Below are 23,673 nucleotides of genomic sequence, written 5' to 3'. Positions count from 1 at the left end.
TCTCGAGGTTTTGCATGACGCTCAGTCCATTGGCAGGCAAGCCAGCTCCGGCCAGCGTGTTGGTCGATATTCCCCGCCTGTTGACCGCTTACTACACCGGCCATCCAGACGCGGCCATCGCTGGTCAGCGCGTGGCCTTCGGCACCTCGGGCCACCGCGGCACCTCCCTGGAACTGAGCTTCAACGAAGATCACGTGTTGGCCATTTCCCAGGCCATCTGCCTGTATCGAGAGGCCAATGGCATCACCGGGCCGCTGTTCATCGGCGCCGACACCCATGCGTTGTCCGCCCCAGCCGCAGCCTCTGCGCTGCAGGTGCTGGCGGCCAACGGCGTGCAGGTGATGTTGTCCAAGGACGACGAGTACACGCCCACCCCGGCGGTTTCCCACGCCATCCTCTGCTACAACCGCGGGCGCAGCGAAGGGCTGGCCGACGGCGTGGTGATCACCCCGTCGCACAACCCACCGCAGAGCGGCGGCTTCAAGTACAACCCCACCAATGGCGGCCCGGCCGACAGCGACATCACCAAGTGGATCGAAGCCAAAGCTAACGAACTGCTCGCCGCGAACCTCGCGGGCGTCAAGCGCATCAGCCACGAGCAGGCTCTGCAGGCGCCGACCACGCAGCGTCACGACTATGTCAGCCACTACGTGGCGGACCTGGAAAACGTCATCGACTTCGACGTGATCCGCAAGGCCAACCTGCGTCTGGGCGTCGATCCGTTGGGCGGGGCAGGCGTGCGTTACTGGGCTGCCATCGCCGAGCGCTACCAGTTGAACCTGGAAGTGGTGAACAGCGAAGTCGATCCGACTTTCCGCTTCATGTGCGTCGACTGGGATGGTCAGATCCGCATGGACCCGTCATCGCCCCACGCCATGCAAGGTCTGATCGGTCTGCGCGAGCGTTTCGACGTGGCTTTCGCCTGCGACCCGGACCACGACCGCCACGGCATCGTCACCGCCGATGGCCTGCTGCAACCGAACAACTACCTGGCCGTGGCCATCGATTACCTGTATCGCCACCGGCCGCAGTGGAATCCACAGGCCAAGGTCGGCAAGACCGTGGTCTCCAGCGGCATGATCGACCGCGTCACCCAGCGCCTGGGCCGTGAGTTGTTCGAAGTGCCGGTGGGCTTCAAGTTCTTCGCGCAAGGCCTGTTCGACGGTTCTTTGGGCTTTGGCGGTGAAGAAAGCGCGGGTGCATCGTTCCTGCGTCTGGACGGTTCGGTCTGGTGCACCGATAAGGACGGGCTGATCCCGGCCTTGCTGGCCGCCGAAATGACCGCGCGTACCGGCCGTACGCCGAGCCAGGCCTATGCCGACCTGACCGCCACCCTGGGCAAGCCTTACGCCACTCGCGTCGAGGCCAAGGCCGACGCACGGCAGAAAGGCCTGCTGAGCAAGTTGGCTCCCGAGCAAGTGACTTCCAAGGAACTGGCCGGCGAGCCCATCGAGCGGATCCTCAGCCACGCGCCGGGTAATGGCCAGGCCATCGGCGGTCTGAAGGTGATGACGGCCAATGGCTGGTTCGCCGCACGTCCGTCGGGCACTGAGGACATCTACAAGATCTACGCTGAGAGCTTCGTCGACGAAGCGCACTTGCAGCGTCTGGTGGCTGAGGCGCAAGTGCTGGTGGATACCGCCATCGCTTGATCGCGCTTGGCGAGTGACATGAGGAGTGACGGCCGGCGCTTCGGTTCACGGGTCGGCAGCGCCGCTCTGGCATTAAGCGCCGTTTATCCCTCATGGGTGGAAGTCGCAGCCATCAGGCCGGCGTTGCCGGCCATCGCGGCTGAAGCCGCTCCTACAAGGGCCGCGGCGGTCTAGACGGTGGCCATCAGGTCGGCGTTTCAGGCATAGCACTGCCTGTATTTCTCACAGCACCCTGAAACCATGCGTGCCGTCGCGCTCCAGTTGCGCCACTAACCCGAATTCCCAATCCAGATACCCCTGCATCGCTTCGCGCGGGTTGTCGGTGCCCTCGTAAGGGCGGCGGTAACGGTCGGTGCGCGGTACCGCCAGGTGCCGCTCGCCGCTGTCCAGTGCCCGCTCCTCGGCGATCCAACGCGCCGTGCCGCCTTCGAGCACGTACACCGGCACCTGCGTCAGCGCTTGCAAATCCCGGCTGGCGAAGCGTGCCAGGAGGCTGCTGCCGCAGGTCAGCACGTAACGTTCGGCCCTTGGCAGGCGCTCCAGCGCCTGGGGCAGCTGCGCACGGATCGCCCAGTGCGCGCCGGGAATGTGCCGTTGCACGTAGTTGGCACTGGTGGTGAAGTCCAGCAGCACCGTGCCGGGCTCTTCTTGCCATTGGGCCAGCTGCGCCGGGCTGATCGTGTCCACCGCCGGTGGCGTCGGCAGACTGGCCCGGCCTTCGCCGACCTCGCTGAAGTCGTCGGCGACCAAGCCGTCGAGCACCGCCACCTGCCAACCCATCTGCGCCAGCCAGGAAGCGGTCATGTTGGCGCGCACCCCGTCGTCGTCCACCAGGACGATGCGCGCTCCACGCACGCTGGCCACGTGATCGGTTTCCTGCACCAATTGCCCACCCGGTACCGAGCGGCTGCCCGGCAGATGGCCGGCGCTGTAGGCCTGCGGCGTGCGCACGTCGAACACATAGGTGGTACGTGTGACGTCGGCCTGCCACTGCGCCAGCTCGCCGCCGGTCACGCGCAGCACGCCGGCGCGATCGGCGACGGCGCGGGCTTTTTCGGCAGCGGCCTCACGGTGTGCGGCACTGGCGTCGGGAAAGACGCTGGATTGACCGTGGGCCAGCGCCTGGCCGGCCAACGTCCAGCCGATGGTGCCGTTGCGCAGTGCCGCCACCGGGTTGGCGATGCCGGCGTTGAGCAACGACTGGGTACCGATGATGCTGCGCGTGCGCCCGGCGCAGTTGACGATCACCTGGGTGTTGGGGTCTGGCGCGATGTCCGCCACGCGCAAGACCAATTCCGCCCCTGGCACGCTGATGCCACCGGGAATGCCCATGGTCTGGTATTCGTCGAAGCGACGCGCGTCGAGTACCACCACGTCGGCTTTTTCATCCAGCAGCGCTTGCACGTCTTCGGCCGACAGCGACGGCGTTTGCCGCTCGTGCTCGACCAGTTCTCCAAACGCCTTGCTCGGCACGTTGACGTCGCGAAACAGCTCGCCGCCGGCCTCGCGCCAGCCGGCCAGGCCGCCCTCGAGCAGGGCGACGTCGGCATAGCCCAGCGCGCGCAAGCGCTCGGCGGCGATTTCGGCCAGGCCTTCGCCATCGTCGTAGACCGTAATGGCCGTGTCACGCCGTGGAATGCGCGCATACGCCTCCAGTTCCAGCCGTGACAAAGCGATGTTGCTGGCGAACAAGGGGTGGGCCTGGGCGAAGGGGTGTTCCTCGCGGACATCGATCAAAGCCAGTTCCTCTCCGGCGAGCAGCGCGCGCTGGAGGTCTTGGAAGTGGCGGGTAGGGCGTGCAGTCATGGCGCGGGGCGCTCCTTGGACAAGTCCCAGAGGTTGGGCAGGTGGCGGTTGGAATAACCGGAAATGAAGGGTTTCTCGCTGCCGTCGGCAAGGTAGACGGCGCGCTTGACGGCGCCGATATTGCCGCCATAGACGTGGATGCTGATCGAAACCTGGTCGGACAAGGCGTTGCTGACCTGATGCACGTCGCCGATGCGCGGCGATACCGCCTCGACCTGGCCGGGGCGCAAGCGCACCGGCGCACCGTGCGGCGCCAGGGCGCCCGCGCTGTCACGCGCGTACGCCTGCGCATCCTCGGCGCCGCGCAGCATGCCGATCAGCCCCCAGACCCGGTGGTCGTGCACCGGTGTGCGCTGGCCCGGCCCCCAGACGAAGCTGACCACACTGAAGCGCTGACGCGCATCGCAGTGCAGCAGGTATTGCTGGTAGTGCTCCGGATGCGGCTCGGCGAGCTCCGCTGGCAACCAGTCGTCATGGGCGACCAGGCGTGCCAGGAGGGCTTGGCCCCGTTCCAGCAGTGCGGATTCGGTCGGCTGCTGATCGACCAGCTCGGTCAGTTCGGCGAGAAACTGGCGCAGACGTTCAGGATGGGTGTCTTGACTCATGGAAGCGGCTCTTGCTAACGGATTGGCAGCACCCTAACAAGCTTGTAAGTATTATTAAAATGCAAAATAGCCATAAGCTAATATGCAAAATAATATTATTAATAAGCATCGAAAAAGCATTAGGTTATGCCGAAAGCGAATTTCACAGCTTCAGAAAAAGACGTTTAGATTATAAAAAATTCATTGCTTATGAAAAAAACACCAACCCGGACATGAGCTCCCAGGAGCGATTCGAGACCGCACGCGCGGATCGGCCCAACTTGCCTCAATGGCACATGGAGAACGAACGTGCGCTACCTCAAACGCTGGGCCGCCCTCGCGCTGGCCTCGACCCTCAGTCTTAGCGCGGCCGCCCAGACCCTGGTGGTCGGCGACCAGAGCTTCAACACCCGCGCCGTGATGGAAGCGGCGGGCGTGCTCGACGATCTGCCCTATACCCTGGAATGGAAGCAGTTCACCGCAGGTTCGCCCGTGGCCGAGGCGCTCAACGTCGGCAGCCTCGACCTGGGCCTGCTGGGCGATGCGCCGCCCCTGTTCCTGGGCGCGCTGGGAGCGCCGATCAAGGTCATCGCCGTGACCCGGCAGAACCTCGCCGGCGTGGCCATCGTCGTGCGCAAGGACTCCGACATCCACAGCCTGCAAGACCTGCGCGGCAAACGCGCAGCGGTGTGGAAGGGTTCGTGGAGCCAGCAATTGCTGCTCAGCGCCCTGGACAAGGCCGGTGTGCCGCGCGATGCCGTGTCGTTGAGCTATCTAGGCGCCCTGGACGCATCCCATGCGCTGGACGGCGGCTCGGTCGATGTGATCGCTACCTGGGAGCCCTACGTGACCCAACTCGAACGTCACGGGGCGCGGGTGATCGCCACGGCCGACGGACTGATTCCGGCGCAAAGCTTCGTCGTCGCCAACGCCCGAGCGGTGGATGAAAAACGCGCGCAGATCGAAGACTTCCTGCGCCGCCTGAAGCAGGCCCGTGTATGGACCTTGAGCGACCCGACGCACACCGAGGCCTATGCCGATGCCTGGGCCAAACGCACCCGTGCCGACCGCGACATCGCCCGTGCCTGGTTCGCCCGTGCGCGTACCGACGTAGGTCCGTTGAATCCACAGGTGGTGCAGGACGCGCAGAAAACCGTGGCTTTCTTCGCCGACCTGGGACTGATCAAGGCCTACTCGGCGGCAACCTTGTTCGATGACTCCTTCAGCGCCGCCTTGCAGCCCGAGGCCAACGGCACCCATGACAACCCTCAGGCCGGAGCCACCCAACCATGAGCCAGCGGCAGATCAAACTCGGCGCCCTGACCATGGGCTGCGGCGGCCCCGGTCGGCACAACCTCTGGCGCGACCCGGCGCTGCCGACCGACGCCAGCGTCAACATCGACTGGTACGTCGACATCGCCCGCCAGGCCGAAGCCGCGCTGTTCGACCTGATCTTCATCGTCGACAGCCAGTTCATCACCGATGGCTCGCCGCCGCACTACCTCAACCGCCTGGAGCCCTTGACGCTGCTCTCGGCGCTGGCGGTGAGCACCAAACGTCTGGGGTTGGTCGGCACCCTGACCACTTCCTACAACGCACCCTTCAACGTCGCACGCCGGTTGGCATCCCTCGACCTGATCAGCAAGGGTCGCGCGGGCTGGAACGTGGTCACCAGCGGCGATGCCGGCACGGCCGGCAACTACGGGCGTGACGAACACTACGATTACGACACCCGTTACGCCCGCGCCAAGGAGCATGTCGAGGTCGTGCAAGGGCTGTGGCAGTCCTACGAGGACGGCGCCTTGGTCCGCGACCGCGACACCGGGCAGTTTCTCGACCCTGCCAAACTGCACGCGCTGCACCACCGCGGCGAGCACTTCCAGGTGGTCGGCCCTCTGAACATCCAGCGCTCGCCACAAGGCCAGCCGGTGATCTTCCAGGCCGGCGATTCGGAGCAGGGGCGCGCCCTGGGCGCGGCCACGGCGGACGTGATCTTCACCCATGCCGCCAGCATCGCGCAGGGGCAGGCCTTCTATCGCGATGTGAAGGGCCGTGCGGCCCAATTGGGGCGCGACCCCGAGCAACTGCTGGTGCTGCCGGGGGCCGAGATCCATGTGGGCGATACCGATGCCCAGGCCCGTGAGATCGAGCGGCATTATCACGACACCGACCACAGTTTCGAACTGGCGCTCAAGGAGTTCGGCCGCAATTTCGGCTGGCACGACTTCAGCCAGTACGACCTCGACGCGCCGTTCCCCCAGCAGAGCCTGGACTACGCACGCAGCAGCTTTTTCACCAACGCCCAGCGCATTGCCAGGCACGCTGCCGATAACGGCTTGAGCTTGCGCCAGGCCGTAGAGTTCGGCAGGCAGATGCGGCCCGGCGCCTTCGTCGGCTGCGCCGACACCGTGGCCGCGACCATGGCCGAATGGTTCGAGGCGCGGGCGCTGGATGGCTTCAACCTGTACATCGGCCACCCGGAGCAGTTCAGGCGTTTCACCCAGGAAGTGATCCCACTGCTACAGGCACGGGGTCTGTATCGCACCGAATACGAAGGCACCACACTGCGCGAAAGCCTGGGCCTGAGGGTTCCCGCCAATCGGCACTGAGCGGTGCGACCCGGATAGGCGCGCGGGGCGAACGCCGCGGCGCGCCTGAAGGGATCACTTGTCCATCTTCTCCAGCTCTTCGCTGATGTCCTTCACCCGTTCGGTGGCCTGTTCGCGCAGTTTCGGGTCGGCGGCGGTCTGCATCATGTAGTTGTTGAGCTTCTCGCCGATGACTTTGGTATCTGGCGTCTTGCCCAGTTGCTGGGCCTTGGCCGGGTCTTTGAGCATGGCCGCGACCTGCTCGAACTCCGCATCGCTGAAGTGCTCTTCGCTGTACAACTTGTGGATGTCGTCACGGTACTCGTCGAAGGTGAAATGGTCGCGCACCACTTCCTTGATCTTTTCCACCGGCAGGTTGGGGTGCGCCGAAGCGAAGGGCGGCACGATGCTATCGATGGTGCCTTGATAGTTCTGTTGCAGCGGGAATTGCGCGTCGATCTGCGCCTCGCGGTCGTTTTTGCCGCACGCGGCCAATGCGCCGACCAGCAGCAGGGGCAGGATGAATCGAGGTGAACGCAGCATGGATGTGACCTTTGCTTGAGTGAAATGAGGCCAGGCGCGGCTAAACGACCGCGCCGAGCAGGTAACGATGGTAGAAGTCGAGCGTCGCCAGGTTCTTGTGCTTGGCCTCGAACATGATGTCGAAGGCGTCGACGAATTGCAGCGCGTAGCGATTGGTCCAGTCGTTCCACATCAGCTCGCTATGACCGTACAGATCGCGTTTGTTCACCGCTTCCAGCAACGCGGGGATCTCCAGCTTGCGCTCGGCGGCAAAACCCAGGTCCTGCAAACGCTCGGGCGGCTGCGAGTAATGCATCACCGGACGCACACCGCGCCAACTGTCGATGATGCGTGGCAGGCGTGGATCGTCGCGGGCCACGTAGTCGTTCTCGTGGATCCAGGCGTGGTGGATGTCGAGCACCACCGGCGCCAGGTCGGCCAGGCCCAGGCAGTCGTCCACACCATAGGTCTTCTCGTCGTTTTCCAGTGTGATGACGTTGCGCGCCACGTCCGACAGTCGCGGCCATACCGCGCGCATGCCGGCCGCACCCAGGCGGCCGGCGATGTGCACGTTGCACTTGAAGTCCTGGAACTGTTTGCCGTAGCCCATCATGCGGATCATGTCGGCGTGGTACTCGAATTCGGCCAGGCTGGCTTCGACCACCTCCGGGCGGTCCGAGGCGAGCACGCAGAACTGGCCGGGATGGAACGACAGCCGTATGCCGGCTTCACGTGCACGCGCGCCGATGGCGGCGAAGCGCGGCGCCAGCAGCGCCTGGATGTCGGGCGCCTGATAGAAGCTGGCGACGTCGCGGTGGCTGTACAGCGGCAGCAGATCGCTGGACAGGCGCAGCATGTGCAGCGCCGGCGGCAGACTGGCGACGTAGTCGACCAGGCGCAGTTGGGCTTCGAGGTTGTGCTGGATCAGATCGATCAGCTTGTCGCGGGCCGCTTCGACGCTCGCCGAGGACAGCCAGCGCAAGGTGGTGGTGCGGGTGTTGAAGGCCCGCTCGATGGTTTCCAGTTCCTTGATCGAATGGCTGCGGTGGGGGTGGCGGTACATACAGGCAAAGCCCAAGCGGGGCATCGTTGACTCCAAGGTTCGGCGACAGGCAGGCAGTGGACCATGGCCCGAGGCAGAACGATCCATCGTCCGCCAAGGTGCAGGTGGTGAACCGCGCGATGCGTTGGCCGGTCTTACCTGCAAGGTGCCCGCATCGGGCATCCGATACCCACCTTTCAGGATGCGCAGCATGCGAGAACGTCCCTCGGCCCGGTTGCTGGTGCTCGATTCGCAGCAGCGGGTCCTGCTGTTCCATTTCGTCCACCATCAAGGCGCCCTGGCCGGCACCTCGTGCTGGGCCACGCCCGGCGGAGGGGTCGAGGTCGGAGAAAGCTTCGCCCAGGCTGCGCGGCGTGAGCTGTGGGAGGAGACGGGGATCGACGTCGGCGATGTGGGCAAGGCGGTGGCCGAGCGTCGCTTCGACATGACCTTGCCCTGTGGCGAGGTGGTGAAGGCCGTCGAGCAGTTTTTCGTGGTGCGGGTGGCCGAGGCTACCGTCTCCGAGGTCAACTGGACGGAGCTCGAGGTGGAAGTGCTCGCGGCGCACCGCTGGTGGAGCCGTCAGGAACTGTTGGAGACCCAGGATATCGTTTGGCCCAACGATCTGGTGGCCTTGTTGGCCGAAGTCGGCCGCCCGCGTGGGTAAGCCGTCATGCCAGGCGCGGACCGCCACAAGCGTCTCGATCGCGACCGATAGCCGTCACTGACGTCGCTCTCGCTTTAGGCACCTGGCCTCTGAATACGCAGACATCGGCCCTAGCAGGAAGCGGAGCACACCTCACCCGGCTTTCAAAGCCTGCCGCTGCATCGTGCCCAAGGCCTGTTCGATCTGTTGCATACGCTGCGTCGCGCGGGCTTTGGCCTCCGGTTCGTTGGCGCTTTCGCGCATCAGGCGGGTGAGCTTTTCGCTGAGCTGCCGACCTTCCAGGCTCTGGCCCAAGGCCTTGGCCTTGGCCGGGTCGGCAGTGGCTGCCAGCACCAGGTCGAATTCGGCGTCGCTGAAGTGCTGCTCGCTGTAGAGCCGCAGCAGATCCTGCCGCTGGTCTTCCATGGTCAGGTGCTCGCGCAATACCTGCTCGACCTGTGTTTGGGACAATGCCGGGTAGCGCGGCGCGAGCAATTGGGCCATGCGCTGGATGTTGTGCGCGTAGGCATCTTGCCACGGCAACTGGGCGAGGATCCTCTGCTCGCGGGTCGGGTGGTCGGCGGGCTGGTCGCAGCCGGTAAGCATGGCCAGCAGTGCCATCAGGACAAGAAAGGGACGCAACATTCGCGGACGACCTGGGCCAAGGTGGGGCGCCAGTGTACTGCATGGCAGCGCAACCGGGTTGCGGGCAGGCGTCGACTGCGGTAGAACCGCGGGTCTTCGCCACTCGATCCTGGACACCCATGCCTACCTGGACCTTGCAACGCGCCTGCGCGTCTGAAACCGACGAGATCGTGCGCTTCGTCGACAGCGCCCGCGCCAGCTTGTTTCCCAAGCTCGCCGACACGCCTACCCCCAAGGACCTGCTGCATTTCGAACGCACTTATGTGCATGGCCAGGGGCGTTTTCTCACTGCCCGCGACCAGGGCCGGCTGATCGCCGTGATCGGGTACGTGCCCTATGACCACCGCTTCAGCCAACTCGATTATCGCGGTGTGGACGTGGTGGAAGTGGTGCGCCTGTTCGTGCTACCCGAGTATCGCCGCGCAGGCCTGGCGGCGGCGCTGTTCGAAGCCTTGCGCGACGAGGCGGTGGCCGCCGGTGTGGAATGCCTGTACCTGCACACCCACCCGTTCCTGCAAGGCGCCATCACCTTCTGGCAACGCCAAGGCTTCGTGATCGAGCACATCGAGAGCGACCCGGTATGGCAGACGACGCACATGGCGCTGCCTCTGGTCGTACCGGGGCAGGTCAGCTAGGGCAGCCTCAGGCCGCCAGTGGTGCCTCGCGCCACACACGCAGCTGATCGAGCGTCGCCGTCGCACCGCCGCACACCAACACCAGCGCGTCGGCCTCGTGCCAGGCGCTGCCGTGCACGACCAGCTTGAATGAGGTGGGCCGAGCACCATCGCGGTGCCCGGCCGGCAAATCAACGCGTGCCCAGCGGCGGGGTGCGTGGCGGCACCTGGCGGCGTTGGCCGGTGGCTTCGAAGGCGCAGGCATAGCGCAGCAGCGCCGAGTCGTCATAGGCCTTGCCAGCGAAGGTCAGGCCCACCGGCATGCCGATGTCGGCCATCACGCCCATGGGTACCGTGACGGTGGGAACGCCCAGATGGCGGATCGCCAGGTTGCCGTTGGCCACCCACACGCCGTTGCTCCAGGCGATGTCGGCCGAGACCGCATTGACATCGGCGTCGGCCGGCGCCACGTCGGCGACGGTGGGAAACAACACGGCATCGAGCCCGAGCTGCGTCATCCAATCTTCCAGGTCCTGCTTGCGGGTCTGCTCCAGGCCGCGCAGGCCGTCGGCCAGGGTATCGATCTGGTCCCAGGTTTTCAGGCCGCGCTTGGCCATGTTGACGTACTCGTCCATGCCGGCGGCGAGGTCGTCTTCGCGGTTGGGCAGGGTACCGGGATCGTGGGGGAAGATCTGTGGCCCGTCGACATCGGCCAGGCGGTTGAGGGCCGGGTCGTCGTTGGCCCGCAGGAAGTCGTCGAAGGCCCAGCCCGACAATGCCCACAGCTCATCGTGGAGGAATTCACGGCTGACGATGCCGCGGTTGTATACCGTCGGCGCGCCGGGGCGGTCGCCCTCGCAGTTGGACACCAGCGGGAAGTCCACTTCGACCACCTCGGCGCCGGCCGCTTCCAGGGCTTGGCGCGCGGCCTGCCACAGGTCGATGACGCTGGCCCGGGTGTGGATGCGCTGCCCGGTAGGCCCGCCGATGCCGGGTTTATCCGAGGTGCCGGCCGCGTCGTCGGCGTTGATGTACATGCGCGGCACACCCAGGCGCTTGCCGCGCAGAGCGTCGGCGCCTTCGGCCAGGGCAGGGTAGGACGCAGGACGCACGCTGCTGGCGGCCGGGATCGGTATCCAGGGTTGCAGCCGCCATAGGTCGCCGCGGGGGTTGGAGTCGTCTGCCACCACCACGTCGAGCACTTCCAGCAGATCGGCCATGGTCCGCGCGTAGGGCACCACCACGTCCATGGTCGGGGTCAGCGGCCAGTTGCCACGGACCGAAATCACCCCGCGCGACGGGGTGTAAGCGCACAGGCCGTTGTTCGACGCAGGGCCACGGCCGCTCGACCAGGTTTCCTCGGCCAGGCCGAAGGCGCTGAAGCTGGCGGCCGTAGCGGTGCCCGCGCCGTTGGACGAGCCGGAAGCGAAAGGCGCGGTGAGGTAGGCGGCGTTGTAGGGGCTTTCGGCGCGGCCATACACGCCGCGCTGCATGCCGCCGTTGGCCATGGGCGGCATGTTGGTCTTGCCCAGGCAGATGGCACCGGCGGCGCGCAGGCGCTCGACGGTGAAGGCATCGCGCTGCGCCACCAGATGCTGGAACGCCGGGCTGCCGGAGGCGGCGGTCAAGCCTTTGACCAGGTAACTGTCTTTGGCGGTATAGGGAATGCCGTCGAGCGGCCCCAGCAGCTCGCCGCGGGCACGTCGGTCATCGGAAGCCTGCGCTTCGCGCAGCGCGTCGGGGTTGTGTACCACCACGGCATTCAAGGCGGTGGCGGTCGTCGGGCCATCGTAGGCCGCGATTCGCGCCAAGTAGGCTTCGACCAGTTCGACCGCTGAGGTGCGGCCAGCGGCAAGGGCCTCGCGCAGGTCGGCGATGGAAAGCTCGGTTACCTCGATCATGCGTTCACCTGAAAAGAGAGGCTGGAGGAATGATGGTCAGTTGGGCGCAGACAGATGCCGGCGGGCGCATATACGACGCTGGTCTGGCTGGGCAGTATCGGGGACGTTTGCAGAGACCTTTCGACCGGCGTCGCCGCCCTCGGGGGCGCAGACGCACGCGTGCAGTGCGAAGCGCTCCACTGCCTGACGTGGCGGGAGTGTACAAGAAGCGCCGTCGCGAATCAGGCCTGCGGCTTGGCAATCGGCCTTTGCACAGCGGCACGGCGGGCCGTTGGGGCCTGCCGTGCCGCTGTGCCGGTGGTGTGGAGGGGTAACGCGACGGGCAGATCAGCTCGAGCGCTGCTCCAGCGCCTTCGTCAGGCTGTCGAACAGGCCTCGTTCGGTTTCTTCGCGTTGCTGCGCAATGCGCCTGACGGCTTCCAGGTATTGACCCTCATTGAAGGTGGCCCGCCGCAGATTGCCGTCGGCATCGAGCAGCGATTCGCCTAGCACCCCTTCGAGGAGCGTGCGCACCGAAGGCGGTAGATGCGTCACCGGCTCGGCCTGTTCGTCCTGACCGTAGTCGAGGTAGTCCAGGCCCTGCCGCCAGAAGTCGGTGAGGGCCTCGAACTGCGCGGTGTTCTGCTCGCGCAGCGTTCGTTGCCATTGCGGCTGGTCTACCAGCCACTGTCGCCGGGCCACGGCGTCTTGGTCGAGCCTGCGTACCTCGGTGGTTACGTTCAGCACGATGCGGGCATTGATGTGGGCCGCTTGCCAATACAGCATGCCCACGCTCGGTTCCGGATAGTCCAGCTCGGGCGCCAGAATCTGTCGCAGCGCCAGACGGATCTCGATTTCGTCGACCAGCCCATCCATCAGCATCCGGTCGGGCACGGCCGATACATCGTCCAGCTCATCAAGCGGGGGCAGGTGGCTTTCGTCACCCGTGTACTGGGCCTGGACCAAGGCCTCCCTGCGCACGCTGCGTCGCCATGCGATGCGTTGCGCCAGCGTATTGACTTGCTCGCGACGGTACACACGGTTCAACACCTGCAATTGCTCGCGCAACGGATCGGCTGCCAGGCTCGCATCCTGAATCAACAGGCGAATTTCCAGAGCGCTGAAGGCATCGGCACCGGCGTCGCCGCAGGTGGGCGGGAACGTCTGGGCCTCGTCGTTCAGTGCTTGGCGCAGGGCGTCGTCCTGGCTGGCGCGTTCGAGCATGTTCCACACGCGAGCACGTAGGCTGGCGGCATGGCTGGCGGCCTCGGCCGAGCCGCTCAGACGTTCCAACACGCCAAACAGCGGCTGGTTCTCGTCGTTGGCGACCAGAGCGTTCCACAGTTGGTCCTGCTCCGCTGTCGCCTCGGCGCGCCAGCGCATCTGCCAGACCGGCATTTCATCGAGGGGCACGTGCTCATAGACGACGGCACCTGCCTGCAACAGTCGAGAGCGTGTGGCAGGTTCCATTTCGTTGTAGTTCATGTGCCACGAGCGCTCCGCCAGGCCGGCCGTCAGATCCCGGACGAAGGGGGTGGCGAGCAGCGCATCGAGGTCGGGCAGGGTATGGATGCGGTTCATCGACAGGTCGATGTGGCGCAGGCGGTATTGCATTTGGCCCATCAAACCTATCAGGCTTTCGGGCCAGCTCGCCAAATCGCAGTTGGCCATCGTCAGCGTCTGCAAGCGGGCCATGTAGCGTAAGTCAGGGGGCGTGCCCAGCGGGTTGAAGCTGAGGTACAGCCGTTCAGGGTGGATCCAGTCTTGGAAACGCGAGGCCTGGACGGGAGTCAGGGTGATGGCATTGCTCTGCAGGTTCAATGCATCCAGAGGCAACCGGCCCAGCAACCTCATGTCGGCCTCGTCGAACGTCAATCGGTTGCGCCTGAGCGTCAGTTCTCGCAGGCGGCGCATACGGACCAGCGCGAGTTCGGCAGCTACACCCAGCCGCGTCAGGCCGTTGCCGGAAAGATCCAAGGCCTGCAGGTTCGGTACCGCGCGCAAGGCTGCGAACAACGACGCCGCATCCATCGTCGGGTTGCGGCTGATCGTCAACCGCTCAAGGTTGGGGAAGCATTCCAGGAAGGTCCGATCCAAACGCTGCAACTCAAGGGCGTCCAGCGTCAGGCTGCGGATGTGGGGCAGACGCGCGGAGATCGACGGCAGCTCACCGATGAGAAGGTTCTCCAGGGTCAGCGCAGTTCGCGGTACGTTGCTCAGGCGTCGCCAGCCCGCGATGAACCGTTCGCGCCATTGCAGGCGCTCGTCGCGCTGAATGGGATCGGCGCTGTTGCGGGCCCATTCCTGCAAATCCCGTTGCAGCACCAGCAATTCGTTCTGCAGCGCTTGAATCTGCATGCCGAGGTTGCCGCTGCGCGCCAGTGTTTCGCGCATCGTCATCAGTTCTTCTTCGCTGAGCCCTGGGTAGAGGGCCTCCAATTGGCTCAGCGCCAATACGTTCGTGCGCCTGGGCACACCGCGGCCGCTCAACGGGTAACCGAGTCGGCCATGGCTCAGCGCCAAGGGCGAACGATAGCGTGGCCTGATGGGCTGTTGGCCGATCAGCTCGGCCGACCTGTCGCGTTCCTGGGTGGCCAGGCGCCATAGGGCCGTTCCGTCCAATCGTGGCGATTGGCTGTGCAAGCCTTCGACCAAGCGCGCGGTATCGGCGTTGGCCAGGGTCGGGCGGTACAGCCCCAACAAAGCCCGATCCAGACGCGTCTGCGCGAGCATGACCCGTGCTTCCTCCAGCACTCGAAGAGGAATACGCCCCGTCGGTGCCTGCATGATCTGGCGCTCGCGGTAGCTGGCTTTGCTGACGATCGCTTGCACAGCGCTGACCGGCAGCCCAGGGAACTGTCCTGCGAGCCGGGAACCTGCTGCCGATAGCGAAGGTATCGACAAATGGTAGATCCGCTCGCGCAACGCTTGGCGTTGCAGCGCCAGGTGCTCGGCCAGCCGCACCTGGAGCGCGGCGCTGCGCGCATGGGCCTGGGTCGGTAGCGCATCGAGCTGCGTGGGGTCGGCCATCTGCGCCAGGACGACTTCGGCCAGACGACCTTGCTCCAGCTCGGTACGGCTGATCTGTAGGATCACGTCTCCCGGCTCGCGCGGCAGGCGACCGAACAGAGTGGAAACACCGGTGCGTTCGGGGCCCTCGAAGGCTTCGATGAGATGGTCCTGAGGCCATTCGGGCAACTGCACCAGGCTAGGCAAGGCGAAGTTGTCCGATGCCCGCAGAGGCGTGCCTGCTCGCACATGGTCGATGATCTGCGTCACACGCTGGTCGGCCTTGAGCTGCGCGATCGCTTCCTTGACCCGCGCAGGCAGCGGTTCGGCGTTCTCGTGCAGTGCCTGTAATACCTCGGCGTCCAGCCCCGTGGTCAGCCACGCATGGCGCAAGTCTTCCAGGCTCAAGTAGTCATCGACTTGTTGCAAGCGTGCGAGGGCGGTGTCGAAGTCCCATTGCAGCGGGTTCTCCAAGGCCAATCGCCAAGCGCCCTCGCCATTGTGCACAAGCGCTGGGGCATAGGCGTTGCTGTCGCGAGGATGGCGCACCCGCCAAGTGCCGTCACTGTCTTCGAACTGCTCGTACAAGGCACCGTCGATGCGCACATGGGGACGCCCGTCGATCCGGTACTGACCCAACGCATTGCGTGGCGGTAGCAGCCCCAGCTCGGTTTCACTGGCATAACCGCGCAGGCTCGGCTGCCACAAGCGCTCTTGGGCCTCGACCTTGACGCTCTTCATCGCGTCGACGAAACCCGAGGCTTTCAACGCGACACCGCCTCCCGCCACCGCTGCGGACAGGGTCACGTTGAGCAGGATCGACTCAAGTTGCGCCATGGCTTGGGCATTGTCGCCCGCTTCCCAGGCCGAAACGCCCTCGAACACGCTGTCGGTGATTTGCGCGGCACTGATGGCGAGCATCAGCGGGTTGAGCACCGGGAAACAAAAAGCCGCCACATTGAGCACCGTCAGGCCCAGGTCCAGCCAATACGCCAACTGTTTGAGGCGCACTGCCTTGTCGACGTCGGCGGTAGGGACGGCAATGCTGCGCGCATCGCCTTTGAGGCGATGTACGTGCTGTTCTTCCAACTGCTTCCACAGCGGTTGGGTCAAGGGCTGCTCGGAGGCTTGCAAATGCACCGTGTTGCGCCGTACCAACGGCTGATCGTCCTTGTCGTCGGCGTTTTCGAACAAAGCGCGTCTGAGCCGCACGAGCAATTCGGGCTGAAGTGCATGCGGTGCGAGTGTGAGGAAGCGGTAGAGCGTGTCGTGGTCTGCCAGCCCAGTGCGCATGTGGGTGAACGCGGCACTCAACGAGGGGAACTCGCGCAGCGGTTGGGGACCTTGCGGCCAATAGATCACTACGCTGGGATCGCGCGCCGGATCGGCGTTCCTGACCAGGAACAACTCATGGATGGGGACACCGAACAAGGCGACCTGCCAGCACCGCAAAGGCGCTGGCAGCGGCCCATCGCTGCACAAGCCGTGCAGCGCTGCGAACCAAGGCTTGCTGATGCGGCCTTGAAGGTCTGCGACGCGAACCTGCACGCGCATTTCATCCCGACGGGCAGCGATGCCTGCGGCGCGGATCTCGGCTGCCTGCGGGCCATCGAACACTTCGCTGAGGTGGGCCTGGTAACGCTGGCCCAAGTCCAGGGCCCGGCAGTGGTCGATGAAAGCCGCCACGCCAAGACCCGGCACCGGCTCGGCATCGTCCGCGCCGCACTGCAGTTGACTCAGACGCGTCGTGTCGTGCTGGCCCTCGAAATTGTGCAGCGCCGCCTCCAGCAGACTGCGCAGTTGCGGCTTGCCCTTGGGCACTACGGGCAGCAGTCCGCCCACTACGTTCGGCCCGCTCGGCAGGCCTGTCGGAGCTTCGACTTCAGTGGCTTGAAAGCGGTACTGGGCTTCGAACACGGAAACGGGAATTCCAAGCCGTCGTTCGAGCAAAGGTGCGCAGAACTCGGTGATCTCTTTGAGCGGAGCCAGGAGCCGTTGCAGGTGGCGAAGACTGGTTTGGCGTTTCTCGACTGCGCGCGCCAATGCCTGCTGACTGAACTCGTCGGCTTGGCTGTACCAGTCGTAAGGGGCCCCGGACGCGTCCAGGTAGGGCGGGCGCGTCTGCTCGATCAACGCATTGATGACGGCAGCGGGGAGTTGGCGGCTCCAGCGCGGTAGGCTGCGCAGGATTTGCGCGTGATGCACGGGTTGGGCGGTGTCCATGACAAGCTCCTGGGTGGTGGGAGCGCCATGAAAACGGATCGGCTACGGTCTGACGTGGTACCCAGGCAATACCACCCCCTAAGTATCTCGACCGCCGCCCCAGGGTCGGTCGTCAGCCATCGAACGGCTTGGCGAGTCGCTCTTCCAGACGTTGGCGTTCCCACACGCTCAGCGAGTCGACGGGGTTGGTGCCGTAGCGCGGCCAGTCATTCAGGTCGGCATGCACGTTCCAGGGTGTGCGGCAGGCCAGACAGCGGTCCAGCCCTTCGCTGTCGAGCAGCAAGGTCAGACGCCAACCCTCGATGTCGATGCAGACCTGGCCATCTGCGGGACGCGCGACCACCTGCAAAGTGCAGACGCCCAAGGCGGCCTCGCGCAACCGCTGGCCCACCTCGCGCGCGCTCGGCACGCTTCGCAGGGGATCAGAAGTTCGCCGGGGTGTTGGCACTGATGATTTCCGCCTCGTCGGGGCCCAGGTTCTTGAAGGCGTGGGGCAGGGTAGTGGGGATGTAATAGCCGTCGCCGGCGTTGAGCACGCTGACCTGGCCGTCGATCCACAGCTCGACCGTGCCACGCGTGACCAGGCCGCATTCCTCGCCTTCGGCATGCACGATCGGCTCGCCCGAATCGGCCCCTGGCGCATACAGCTCGCGCAGCATGCGCATCTGCCGGCCTTCGACGCTGGCGCCGACCAGCAGCATGCGCAGGCCATTGCGGCCCAGGTCGGGTTGGTCGCCTGCGCGGAACACGTAACGCTCCTCGCGGGTGGGTTCGTCGAAGCTGAAGAATTCGGCGAGGGACATGGGAATGCCTTCGAGCAGCTTTTTCAGCGAGCTGACCGAGGGGCTGACGCGGTTCTGTTCGATCTGCGAGATGGTGGAGTTGGTCAGGCCGCTACGGCGGGCCAGTTCACGTTGGGAAAGGTTGTTGCGTTCACGCACCAGCTTGAGTCGAGTCCCGGTGTCCATAGCCGCCTTGTTGTCAGAGGTGTCGATAAAAATGGGCGAAACATTAAAACACACTCCGCCCGGAGGCGCGCTGCGCCCTCATACGACGAGAACGCAGGGCCAGACGGTCGGCACGGCGTGCAGGCGTGCATAGACGGCATCCGCTCACCCGGGACGACGGCGACTCGGCCACATGCTCGCCAGTACACCGTCGCGCCTGACCAGCGCATGCATCAAGGCGGCGCCCAGATGCAGCAGCACCACGCCGAACAGCGCGTAGCCGGCCCAGCCATGGGTCAGGCGCAGCACGGCGTATAGCTGCAGGTCGTGCGGCGCGATAGCCGGCAGTTGCAGCGGACGCGGGTAGCCCCCGGCCGACAGCATCGCCCAGCCCAGCAGCGGCATGCCCAACATCAGCGCATAGAGGACCAGGTGCGAAGCGCCGGCGGCCCAGCGTTGCAGGCGTGGCAGATCGCCCGGCAGCGGTGGGTGCGGCATGCCCAGGCGCACGCCGATGCGCACGATGACCAGGGCGAGCAAAGCCAGGCCCGTGGCCTTGTGCAGTTGCAGCAGCACGGGGTGGCGCAGCGACAGGTCGCTGACCATGCTCACGCCGATGAACAGCATGGCCAGGATCAACACTGCCATCAGCCAGTGCAGCAGGCGCGCCAAGGGATGGAAGGTGGCAGGGCGGATAGGCGCGCTCATGGCTTGGCTCCTGGGCTTAGGGTTTCGCGGCTGCGTCGGTCGAACGACACGGCATAGGCGGCCGAACGAGCGGCCAGGATGGGGTCGGCCGAGGCCTCGATGCCCTTGGGCAGAATCAGCGGGTCGAAGTTGAGGTCGCGGCAAGCGCCTTGTTCGGGGCCGTCTACACGTTCGATCAGCAGGGTGCCGGCGTCGATGCTGCGCCGCTCGGCAGGCCATTGCCGGGCCGGATCGTCCACCGCATCGCCGGGCTCGGCCAAGGTCAGGCGCAAGGTCCAGCGCAGCGGGCCTTGGGCCAGGCGGCGCTGCAAATCGTGTTGCAGGAACTGTTTGTCGTCCACTTGGCCGGGCACGGGTTGGAAGGGTGCCTGCGGCACCAGTTGCCAGCGCACCGGTTGTGTGTGGCCGCGGGCATCGACCAGTACGAATGCGTTGATGCTGTGGTAGGCGGTGCTGGCAAAGCTGTCACTGGGTCGGTAGCTTGCCGCCCAACGGCGCCAGGCGGCGGTTTCCGGGTGTGCGGCGAAAAAGGCCTGCTGGCGCGCCGGGTCGGGTTTGCCGGTGGCTGGATCGGGCGTGTTGGCCAGCACTTGGTCGTAGAAGCCTTGCGCGGTACTGACGGCCAGCACGGGCGGGTTGTTCATGCCCGTGCGCCAGGTCTGGCCGTCGTCGCTGCGCAAGTCCAGCGCCAGGCTGCGCGTGGGCACGGCGGTGTCCGGGGCGAACGGGTTGGCGCCACCGATGGCGAAGCGGCCGATCACCGGCACTTCGGCTTGGCTGAACACACGCGCCGTCGATAACGGCGCCGCCTCGCCACTGCTCAGGAAACGACCCGCCACGCACAGCCCCTTGGCGTGGTTCTTGCGATAGCCTGGGTGGTGCCCGGCCTGGGCTTCGAACGTGTCGATGATGCGTTGCGGGGTCAAGGTCGGGGTGCCGAGCCATCCGCCGGCATAGGCGAAGGTGCCGGCCAGTGCCGCCAGGCCGCCGCCGATGGCGGCCAGACGCAGCCATTTGGCCGAGCCGTGCAGAGGGGTGTTCATGGTGAAGGTCCGAAGCAGTCGATGAGCGAGTACGACGGGGCAGAAGCAATTTTATTCCACCGCCCGGGAATAGTTGCCTCGGCAAAGCGTCTGCTGCACATACCCACTTGCGGCGCACCACGGCTATGCACGAACTGGACGAACATCAATGGCATGACTTGCTGCTGCGGCTGCGGCGCTTCGCCTTGGGCCTTACCCGCCACGCCGCCAGCGCCGACGATCTGGTGCAGGCCACCGTGGAACGCGCCTTGAGCCGCCGCAGCCAGCAGCGCGACCCCGAGCAACTGCGCGCCTGGCTGTTCACCATCCAATACCGACTGTTCCTCGACGGTAAACGCCGGGAGCGCCTGCATGCGCGCTGGCTGGCCTGGTTCGGGCGCAGCGAAGCGGAACACGACGGCCCCGCCGACGAGCCGCAAGCCAGTGTGCTGGCCCAGGCCGACCTGCGCGCTTTCGCCCGGCTGCCCAGCGAACAGCGTGCGCTGTTGCTGTTGGTCAGCGTCGAAGGCTTGAGCTACAAAGAAGCCGCCCAGGCCCTGGACATTCCCATCGGCACGGTGATGTCGCGCTTGTCGCGAGCCCGCGCAGCCTTGCGCGACCTGACCGAAGACGCGCCGCGTCCCCCGGCCTTGCGGAGACTGAAATGACCCGTCTGACCCCCACCGAAGCCGAGTTGCATGCCTTCGTCGACGAACGCCTCGAACCCGCCCGGCGCGCCGAGGTGCAGGCCTGGCTCAATGCAAACCCACAAGAGGCTGCGCGCATCCAGGCCTGGCAGCACGACGCCCGACGCCTGCGCGCCGCCTTGGCTGGCCTGGCCGGCCAGCCCCAGGGCGAGCCGCTACAACTGGCGCAGCTGCAAAGCCGCCTGCGCCAACGCCGGCAACGGCGCCTGGCCAGCGCGGCGGTGCTGGTGCTGGCGCTGGGCCTGGGTGGCGTCGGCGGCTGGCAGGCGCGCAGCATCAGCGAGCCTGGGCAGACGTTGCCAATGGCCGATGCGCTGCAGGCCCACCGCCTGTTCGCCGGCAGCGCTTCGCTCGACATCCAGGCGCGCGACCCACAGCACTTGCAGGCCTGGCTCGACCAGCACTTCGCTCGGGTCGGGCAACTGCCCGATCTGAGTGGCTACGGCCTGCTGCCGGTGGGCGCGCGGTTGTTGAGCAACGAGCAGGGCGCCGCCGCGCTGCTGGTCTTCGAAGACGGCAAGGGCCAGCGCGTCAGCCTGTTCCTGCGCTCGCCTGGCGAGCGCTATGCGCGCATGCCCAGCGGCGAGCGTACCGAGGGGCAACTGGCGGCTCGCTATTGGTCCCATGGCGCCTATAGCTTCGCCCTGGTCAGCGCTGCCGACGACGTACGCGGTGAGCCACTGCGTCAGGCCTTGGACCTCAGTTTGTAGCGCGGAAGGTGAAATCCCGGTTCCGCTGGGTTAGGTCCCGAGCGTCGACGAGAAACGTCCGGTATGACGGCTGGCGTACGCGCATCGAGCACACAAACAGACACAGGGAAGGCATAATGCCACCATTCTGAAATCCAGGCTGTCCCCGATACAGGGGCAAGCGCCTTCTACGCCGATGCCACAGGTCCGTTTTCATGTCGATTGTTGCCAGCTCCGATGTCATGTACCGCTTGCTCATCCAAAGCGTGGTGGACTACGCCATCTACTTGCTCACCCCCGAGGGCATCGTCGCCAACTGGAACGCCGGTGCCCAGCGCGCCAAGGGCTACAGCGCCGAGGAAGTGGTGGGCCGGCACTACTCGCTGTTCTACACCGAAGCCGAGCGGTTGGCCGGCTGCCCCGACCTCAACCTGGCCCGGGCGCGTCAGACCGGACACTTCGAAGAGCAAGGCTGGCGCTTGCGCAAAGACGGCACGGTCTTCTACGCCCATGTGGTGATCGAAGCCATCCACGATGAAGCCAGTGGCGAGCTGCTCGGCTTTTCCAAAGTGACCCGCGACATGACCGAACAGCGCGGCTACGAGCAGGCCCTGTTGCAGGCCAAGGAGGCGGCGGAGCAGCACAGCCAGGAGATGGCCGGGTTGTCGCAGTTTCTCGATTCGGTGATCGCCAACATTCCGGCCAGCGTGATCGTGCAGGACGCCGACAGCCGCCAGATTCTGCTGGCCAACCAGCAGGCCGAGCGGCTGTTCGGCGGCCAGGCGGCGAGCATGATCGGCCAACTGCCCGAGCAGTGCCTGCCTGAGGTCACGGCCAGTTACCTGGCGCAGCAGTTGCAACGTGGCGCGCTCAATAGCCGTGCCTTTGCGGACGAAACCCGTGTTGAAACCGCCCTCGGCATGCGCACCTTGCGCAGCCGCGTGTTGCGCTGCGAGCGCTCCGATGGCCGGGCCGACTACGTGCTGTTCGTCGCCGAAGATGCCACCGAACAGTTGGCCGCCCATGCCCAGATCCACTACATGGCCCACCACGACGCCCTGACCGGCCTGCCCAACCGCACGCTGTTCAGTGAGCGGCTCAAGCAGGCGCTGGCGCGTGGCGAAGAGCAGGGCAAACTGGTCGCGGCGCTGTGCCTGGACCTGGACAATTTCAAGAACATCAATGACAGCCTCGGCCATGCCTTCGGCGACAAGCTGCTGCGGGCGCTGGGCAAGCGCCTGCGTGGCGAGCTGCGCGAGCACGACACCCTGGCCCGCCTGGGGGGTGATGAGTTCGCCGTGGTCCTGACCCGGCTCGACAACCGCGAAGCCGCCTACCAGACCGCTCGGCGTCTGATCGCCGCGATCGGCCCGGCGTTTCGCATCGAAGGCCACCAATTGAGCATCGGCGTGAGCATCGGCATCGCCGTCTCGCCCGATGACCATACCCAGGCCGAGCAATTGCTGCGCTACGCCGACATGGCCCTGTACGAGGCCAAACGCAACGGCCGCAACCGCTTCGAAAGCTTCCACATCGAACTCGACGTCGCCGCGCGCCAGCGCCGCCTGGTGGAGACCGACCTGCGCACGGCGCTGCACCTGGGGCAGTTGCAGTTGCACTACCAACCGGTGGTCGACCACCGCAACGACCGCGTCAGCGGTTACGAAGCGTTGCTGCGCTGGCAACACCCGATGCGCGGCATGATCATGCCCATGGATTTCATCCCCATCGCCGAGGAAACCGGTCTGATCCACGACATCGGCATCCGCGCCTTGAACCTGGCCTGTCAGGAAGCGGCGAGCTGGCCCGGTGAGCAAACCGTGGCGGTCAACCTGTCGCCAGTGCAGTTCAGAGACGCCAACCTGCCGAACGTCGTGGCCCTGGCCCTGGCCGATTCGGGCTTGGCGGCTGCGCGTCTGGAGCTGGAAATCACCGAATCCGTACTGCTGGGCAACAGCGAGGAAAACCTGCAGACCCTGCGCGCGCTCAAAGCGCTGGGTGTGTCGATTTCGCTGGACGATTTCGGTACCGGTTATTCCTCGCTGGGCTACTTGCGTTCGTTCCCCTTCGACCGGATCAAGATCGACAAGTCGTTCGTGCACGACATGTGCGAAAGCCGCGAAGCCATGTCGATCATCCGTGCCATCACCGAGCTGTCCAACAGCCTGATGATCAAGACCACCGCCGAGGGTGTGGAATCCACCGAGCAGATGCGCCGCCTGAAGGCGGAAGGCTGCTCGCATCTGCAGGGCTATCTGTATGGCCGGCCAGTGCCTGCCAGCGAGCGTCTGATGCGATTGCGGCGGCTGGAGGAGTAGGGTACTCCACGCCCAGTCGTAGACGTCGGGCGGGCCCTCGAGGCGGCCTGGGACAGCGGGATTGCAGGACG

Annotated in this window: 19 protein-coding genes; 8 read left to right on the top strand and 11 right to left on the bottom strand. The window is 65.6% G+C overall.

What is annotated here, in order from left to right; translation table 11 throughout:
* The first annotated feature begins 14 nt into the window (after positions 1-14).
* A complete protein-coding gene (gene pgm / locus AA0Z93_RS19530; RefSeq protein ID WP_413047339.1) occupies positions 15-1,652 on the top strand; it encodes a phosphoglucomutase (alpha-D-glucose-1,6-bisphosphate-dependent) in 1,638 nt (545 codons plus the stop codon).
* A 222-nt stretch (positions 1,653-1,874) separates the two neighbouring features.
* Here the strand turns inward: pgm and AA0Z93_RS19525 are convergent, their stop codons facing one another.
* The gene (locus AA0Z93_RS19525) at positions 1,875-3,458 is read right to left on the bottom strand and encodes a rhodanese homology domain-containing protein (protein WP_413047340.1); all 1,584 of its coding nucleotides are present in this window, start codon (positions 3,456-3,458) and stop codon (positions 1,875-1,877) included.
* Positions 3,455-4,063 (bottom strand): cysteine dioxygenase, encoded by a 609-nt coding sequence (locus AA0Z93_RS19520; protein WP_413047341.1) that lies wholly within the window; start codon positions 4,061-4,063, stop codon positions 3,455-3,457. Before AA0Z93_RS19520 ends, AA0Z93_RS19525 begins: the two co-directional genes overlap by 4 nt.
* A gap of 288 nt (positions 4,064-4,351) precedes the next feature.
* Here AA0Z93_RS19520 and AA0Z93_RS19515 point away from each other — a divergent pair, with 288 nt between their 5' ends.
* Both AA0Z93_RS19515 and AA0Z93_RS19510 read left to right on the top strand, forming a co-directional pair.
* Positions 4,352-5,335, top strand: coding sequence for an ABC transporter substrate-binding protein (locus AA0Z93_RS19515; protein ID WP_413047342.1), 984 nt, complete (start codon positions 4,352-4,354; stop codon positions 5,333-5,335).
* Complete coding sequence (locus AA0Z93_RS19510; protein ID WP_413047343.1) at positions 5,332-6,651, top strand: LLM class flavin-dependent oxidoreductase; 1,320 nt, start codon at positions 5,332-5,334, stop codon at positions 6,649-6,651. The genes AA0Z93_RS19515 and AA0Z93_RS19510 overlap by 4 nt, the downstream gene beginning before the upstream one ends.
* Positions 6,652-6,705: 54 nt before the next feature.
* Here AA0Z93_RS19510 and AA0Z93_RS19505 read toward each other — a convergent pair whose 3' ends face one another.
* Together AA0Z93_RS19505 and AA0Z93_RS19500 are read right to left on the bottom strand one after the other, a co-directional pair.
* Positions 6,706-7,173 carry a hypothetical protein gene (locus AA0Z93_RS19505; RefSeq protein ID WP_413047344.1) on the bottom strand — a complete coding sequence of 156 codons (468 nt, stop codon included), beginning with the start codon at positions 7,171-7,173 and terminating at the stop codon, positions 6,706-6,708.
* A gap of 40 nt (positions 7,174-7,213) precedes the next feature.
* On the bottom strand, positions 7,214-8,239 hold the full coding sequence (locus AA0Z93_RS19500) for a UV damage endonuclease UvsE (protein WP_413047345.1): 1,026 nt from the start codon (positions 8,237-8,239) through the stop codon (positions 7,214-7,216).
* 166 nt (positions 8,240-8,405) lie between these two features.
* Between AA0Z93_RS19500 and AA0Z93_RS19495 the strand changes: the two genes are divergently transcribed.
* The gene (locus AA0Z93_RS19495) at positions 8,406-8,861 is read left to right on the top strand and encodes an NUDIX hydrolase (protein WP_413047346.1); all 456 of its coding nucleotides are present in this window, start codon (positions 8,406-8,408) and stop codon (positions 8,859-8,861) included.
* A gap of 132 nt (positions 8,862-8,993) precedes the next feature.
* Here the strand turns inward: AA0Z93_RS19495 and AA0Z93_RS19490 are convergent, their stop codons facing one another.
* Positions 8,994-9,485, bottom strand: a complete 492-nt coding sequence (locus tag AA0Z93_RS19490; RefSeq protein ID WP_413047347.1) for a hypothetical protein — start codon at positions 9,483-9,485, stop codon at positions 8,994-8,996.
* Positions 9,486-9,604: 119 nt separating this feature from the next.
* Between AA0Z93_RS19490 and AA0Z93_RS19485 the strand changes: the two genes are divergently transcribed.
* The gene (locus tag AA0Z93_RS19485; RefSeq protein ID WP_413047348.1) at positions 9,605-10,120 is read left to right on the top strand and encodes a GNAT family N-acetyltransferase; all 516 of its coding nucleotides are present in this window, start codon (positions 9,605-9,607) and stop codon (positions 10,118-10,120) included.
* A 170-nt stretch (positions 10,121-10,290) separates the two neighbouring features.
* Here AA0Z93_RS19485 and AA0Z93_RS19480 read toward each other — a convergent pair whose 3' ends face one another.
* From AA0Z93_RS19480 to AA0Z93_RS19455, 6 genes are all read right to left on the bottom strand, one after another.
* Positions 10,291-12,000, bottom strand: a complete 1,710-nt coding sequence (locus AA0Z93_RS19480) for an amidase (protein WP_413047349.1) — start codon at positions 11,998-12,000, stop codon at positions 10,291-10,293.
* Between the two features lie 327 nt (positions 12,001-12,327).
* The gene (locus tag AA0Z93_RS19475) at positions 12,328-17,211 is read right to left on the bottom strand and encodes an NEL-type E3 ubiquitin ligase domain-containing protein (protein WP_413047350.1); all 4,884 of its coding nucleotides are present in this window, start codon (positions 17,209-17,211) and stop codon (positions 12,328-12,330) included.
* Between the two features lie 112 nt (positions 17,212-17,323).
* The gene (locus tag AA0Z93_RS19470) at positions 17,324-17,590 is read right to left on the bottom strand and encodes a hypothetical protein (protein ID WP_413047351.1); all 267 of its coding nucleotides are present in this window, start codon (positions 17,588-17,590) and stop codon (positions 17,324-17,326) included.
* 43 nt (positions 17,591-17,633) lie between these two features.
* Positions 17,634-18,179 (bottom strand): cupin domain-containing protein, encoded by a 546-nt coding sequence (locus tag AA0Z93_RS19465; protein WP_413047352.1) that lies wholly within the window; start codon positions 18,177-18,179, stop codon positions 17,634-17,636.
* Positions 18,180-18,323: 144 nt separating this feature from the next.
* Positions 18,324-18,854, bottom strand: a complete 531-nt coding sequence (locus tag AA0Z93_RS19460) for a cytochrome b (RefSeq protein ID WP_413048395.1) — start codon at positions 18,852-18,854, stop codon at positions 18,324-18,326.
* Positions 18,855-18,862: 8 nt separating this feature from the next.
* Positions 18,863-19,909: a catalase family peroxidase gene (locus AA0Z93_RS19455; protein WP_413047353.1), complete on the bottom strand. Its 1,047-nt coding sequence runs from the start codon at positions 19,907-19,909 to the stop codon at positions 18,863-18,865.
* A gap of 125 nt (positions 19,910-20,034) precedes the next feature.
* Between AA0Z93_RS19455 and AA0Z93_RS19450 the strand changes: the two genes are divergently transcribed.
* The 3 genes from AA0Z93_RS19450 (at position 20,035) to AA0Z93_RS19440 (ending at position 23,602) form a co-directional block, all read left to right on the top strand.
* Positions 20,035-20,556, top strand: coding sequence for a sigma-70 family RNA polymerase sigma factor (locus AA0Z93_RS19450; protein WP_413047354.1), 522 nt, complete (start codon positions 20,035-20,037; stop codon positions 20,554-20,556).
* The gene (locus tag AA0Z93_RS19445) at positions 20,553-21,305 is read left to right on the top strand and encodes an anti-sigma factor family protein (protein WP_413047355.1); all 753 of its coding nucleotides are present in this window, start codon (positions 20,553-20,555) and stop codon (positions 21,303-21,305) included. Before AA0Z93_RS19450 ends, AA0Z93_RS19445 begins: the two co-directional genes overlap by 4 nt.
* A 194-nt stretch (positions 21,306-21,499) precedes the next feature.
* Entirely contained in the window at positions 21,500-23,602 is a 2,103-nt protein-coding gene (locus AA0Z93_RS19440) for a putative bifunctional diguanylate cyclase/phosphodiesterase (protein ID WP_413047356.1), read from the top strand.
* The last annotated feature ends 71 nt before the right edge of the window (positions 23,603-23,673 follow it).

The organism is Pseudomonas phoenicis (assembly GCF_047302395.1).
GTDB lineage: Bacteria > Pseudomonadota > Gammaproteobacteria > Pseudomonadales > Pseudomonadaceae > Aquipseudomonas.
The sequence above is the reverse complement of the archived record's forward strand: the minus strand, read 5'-3'. Positions and strand labels throughout refer to the sequence as shown.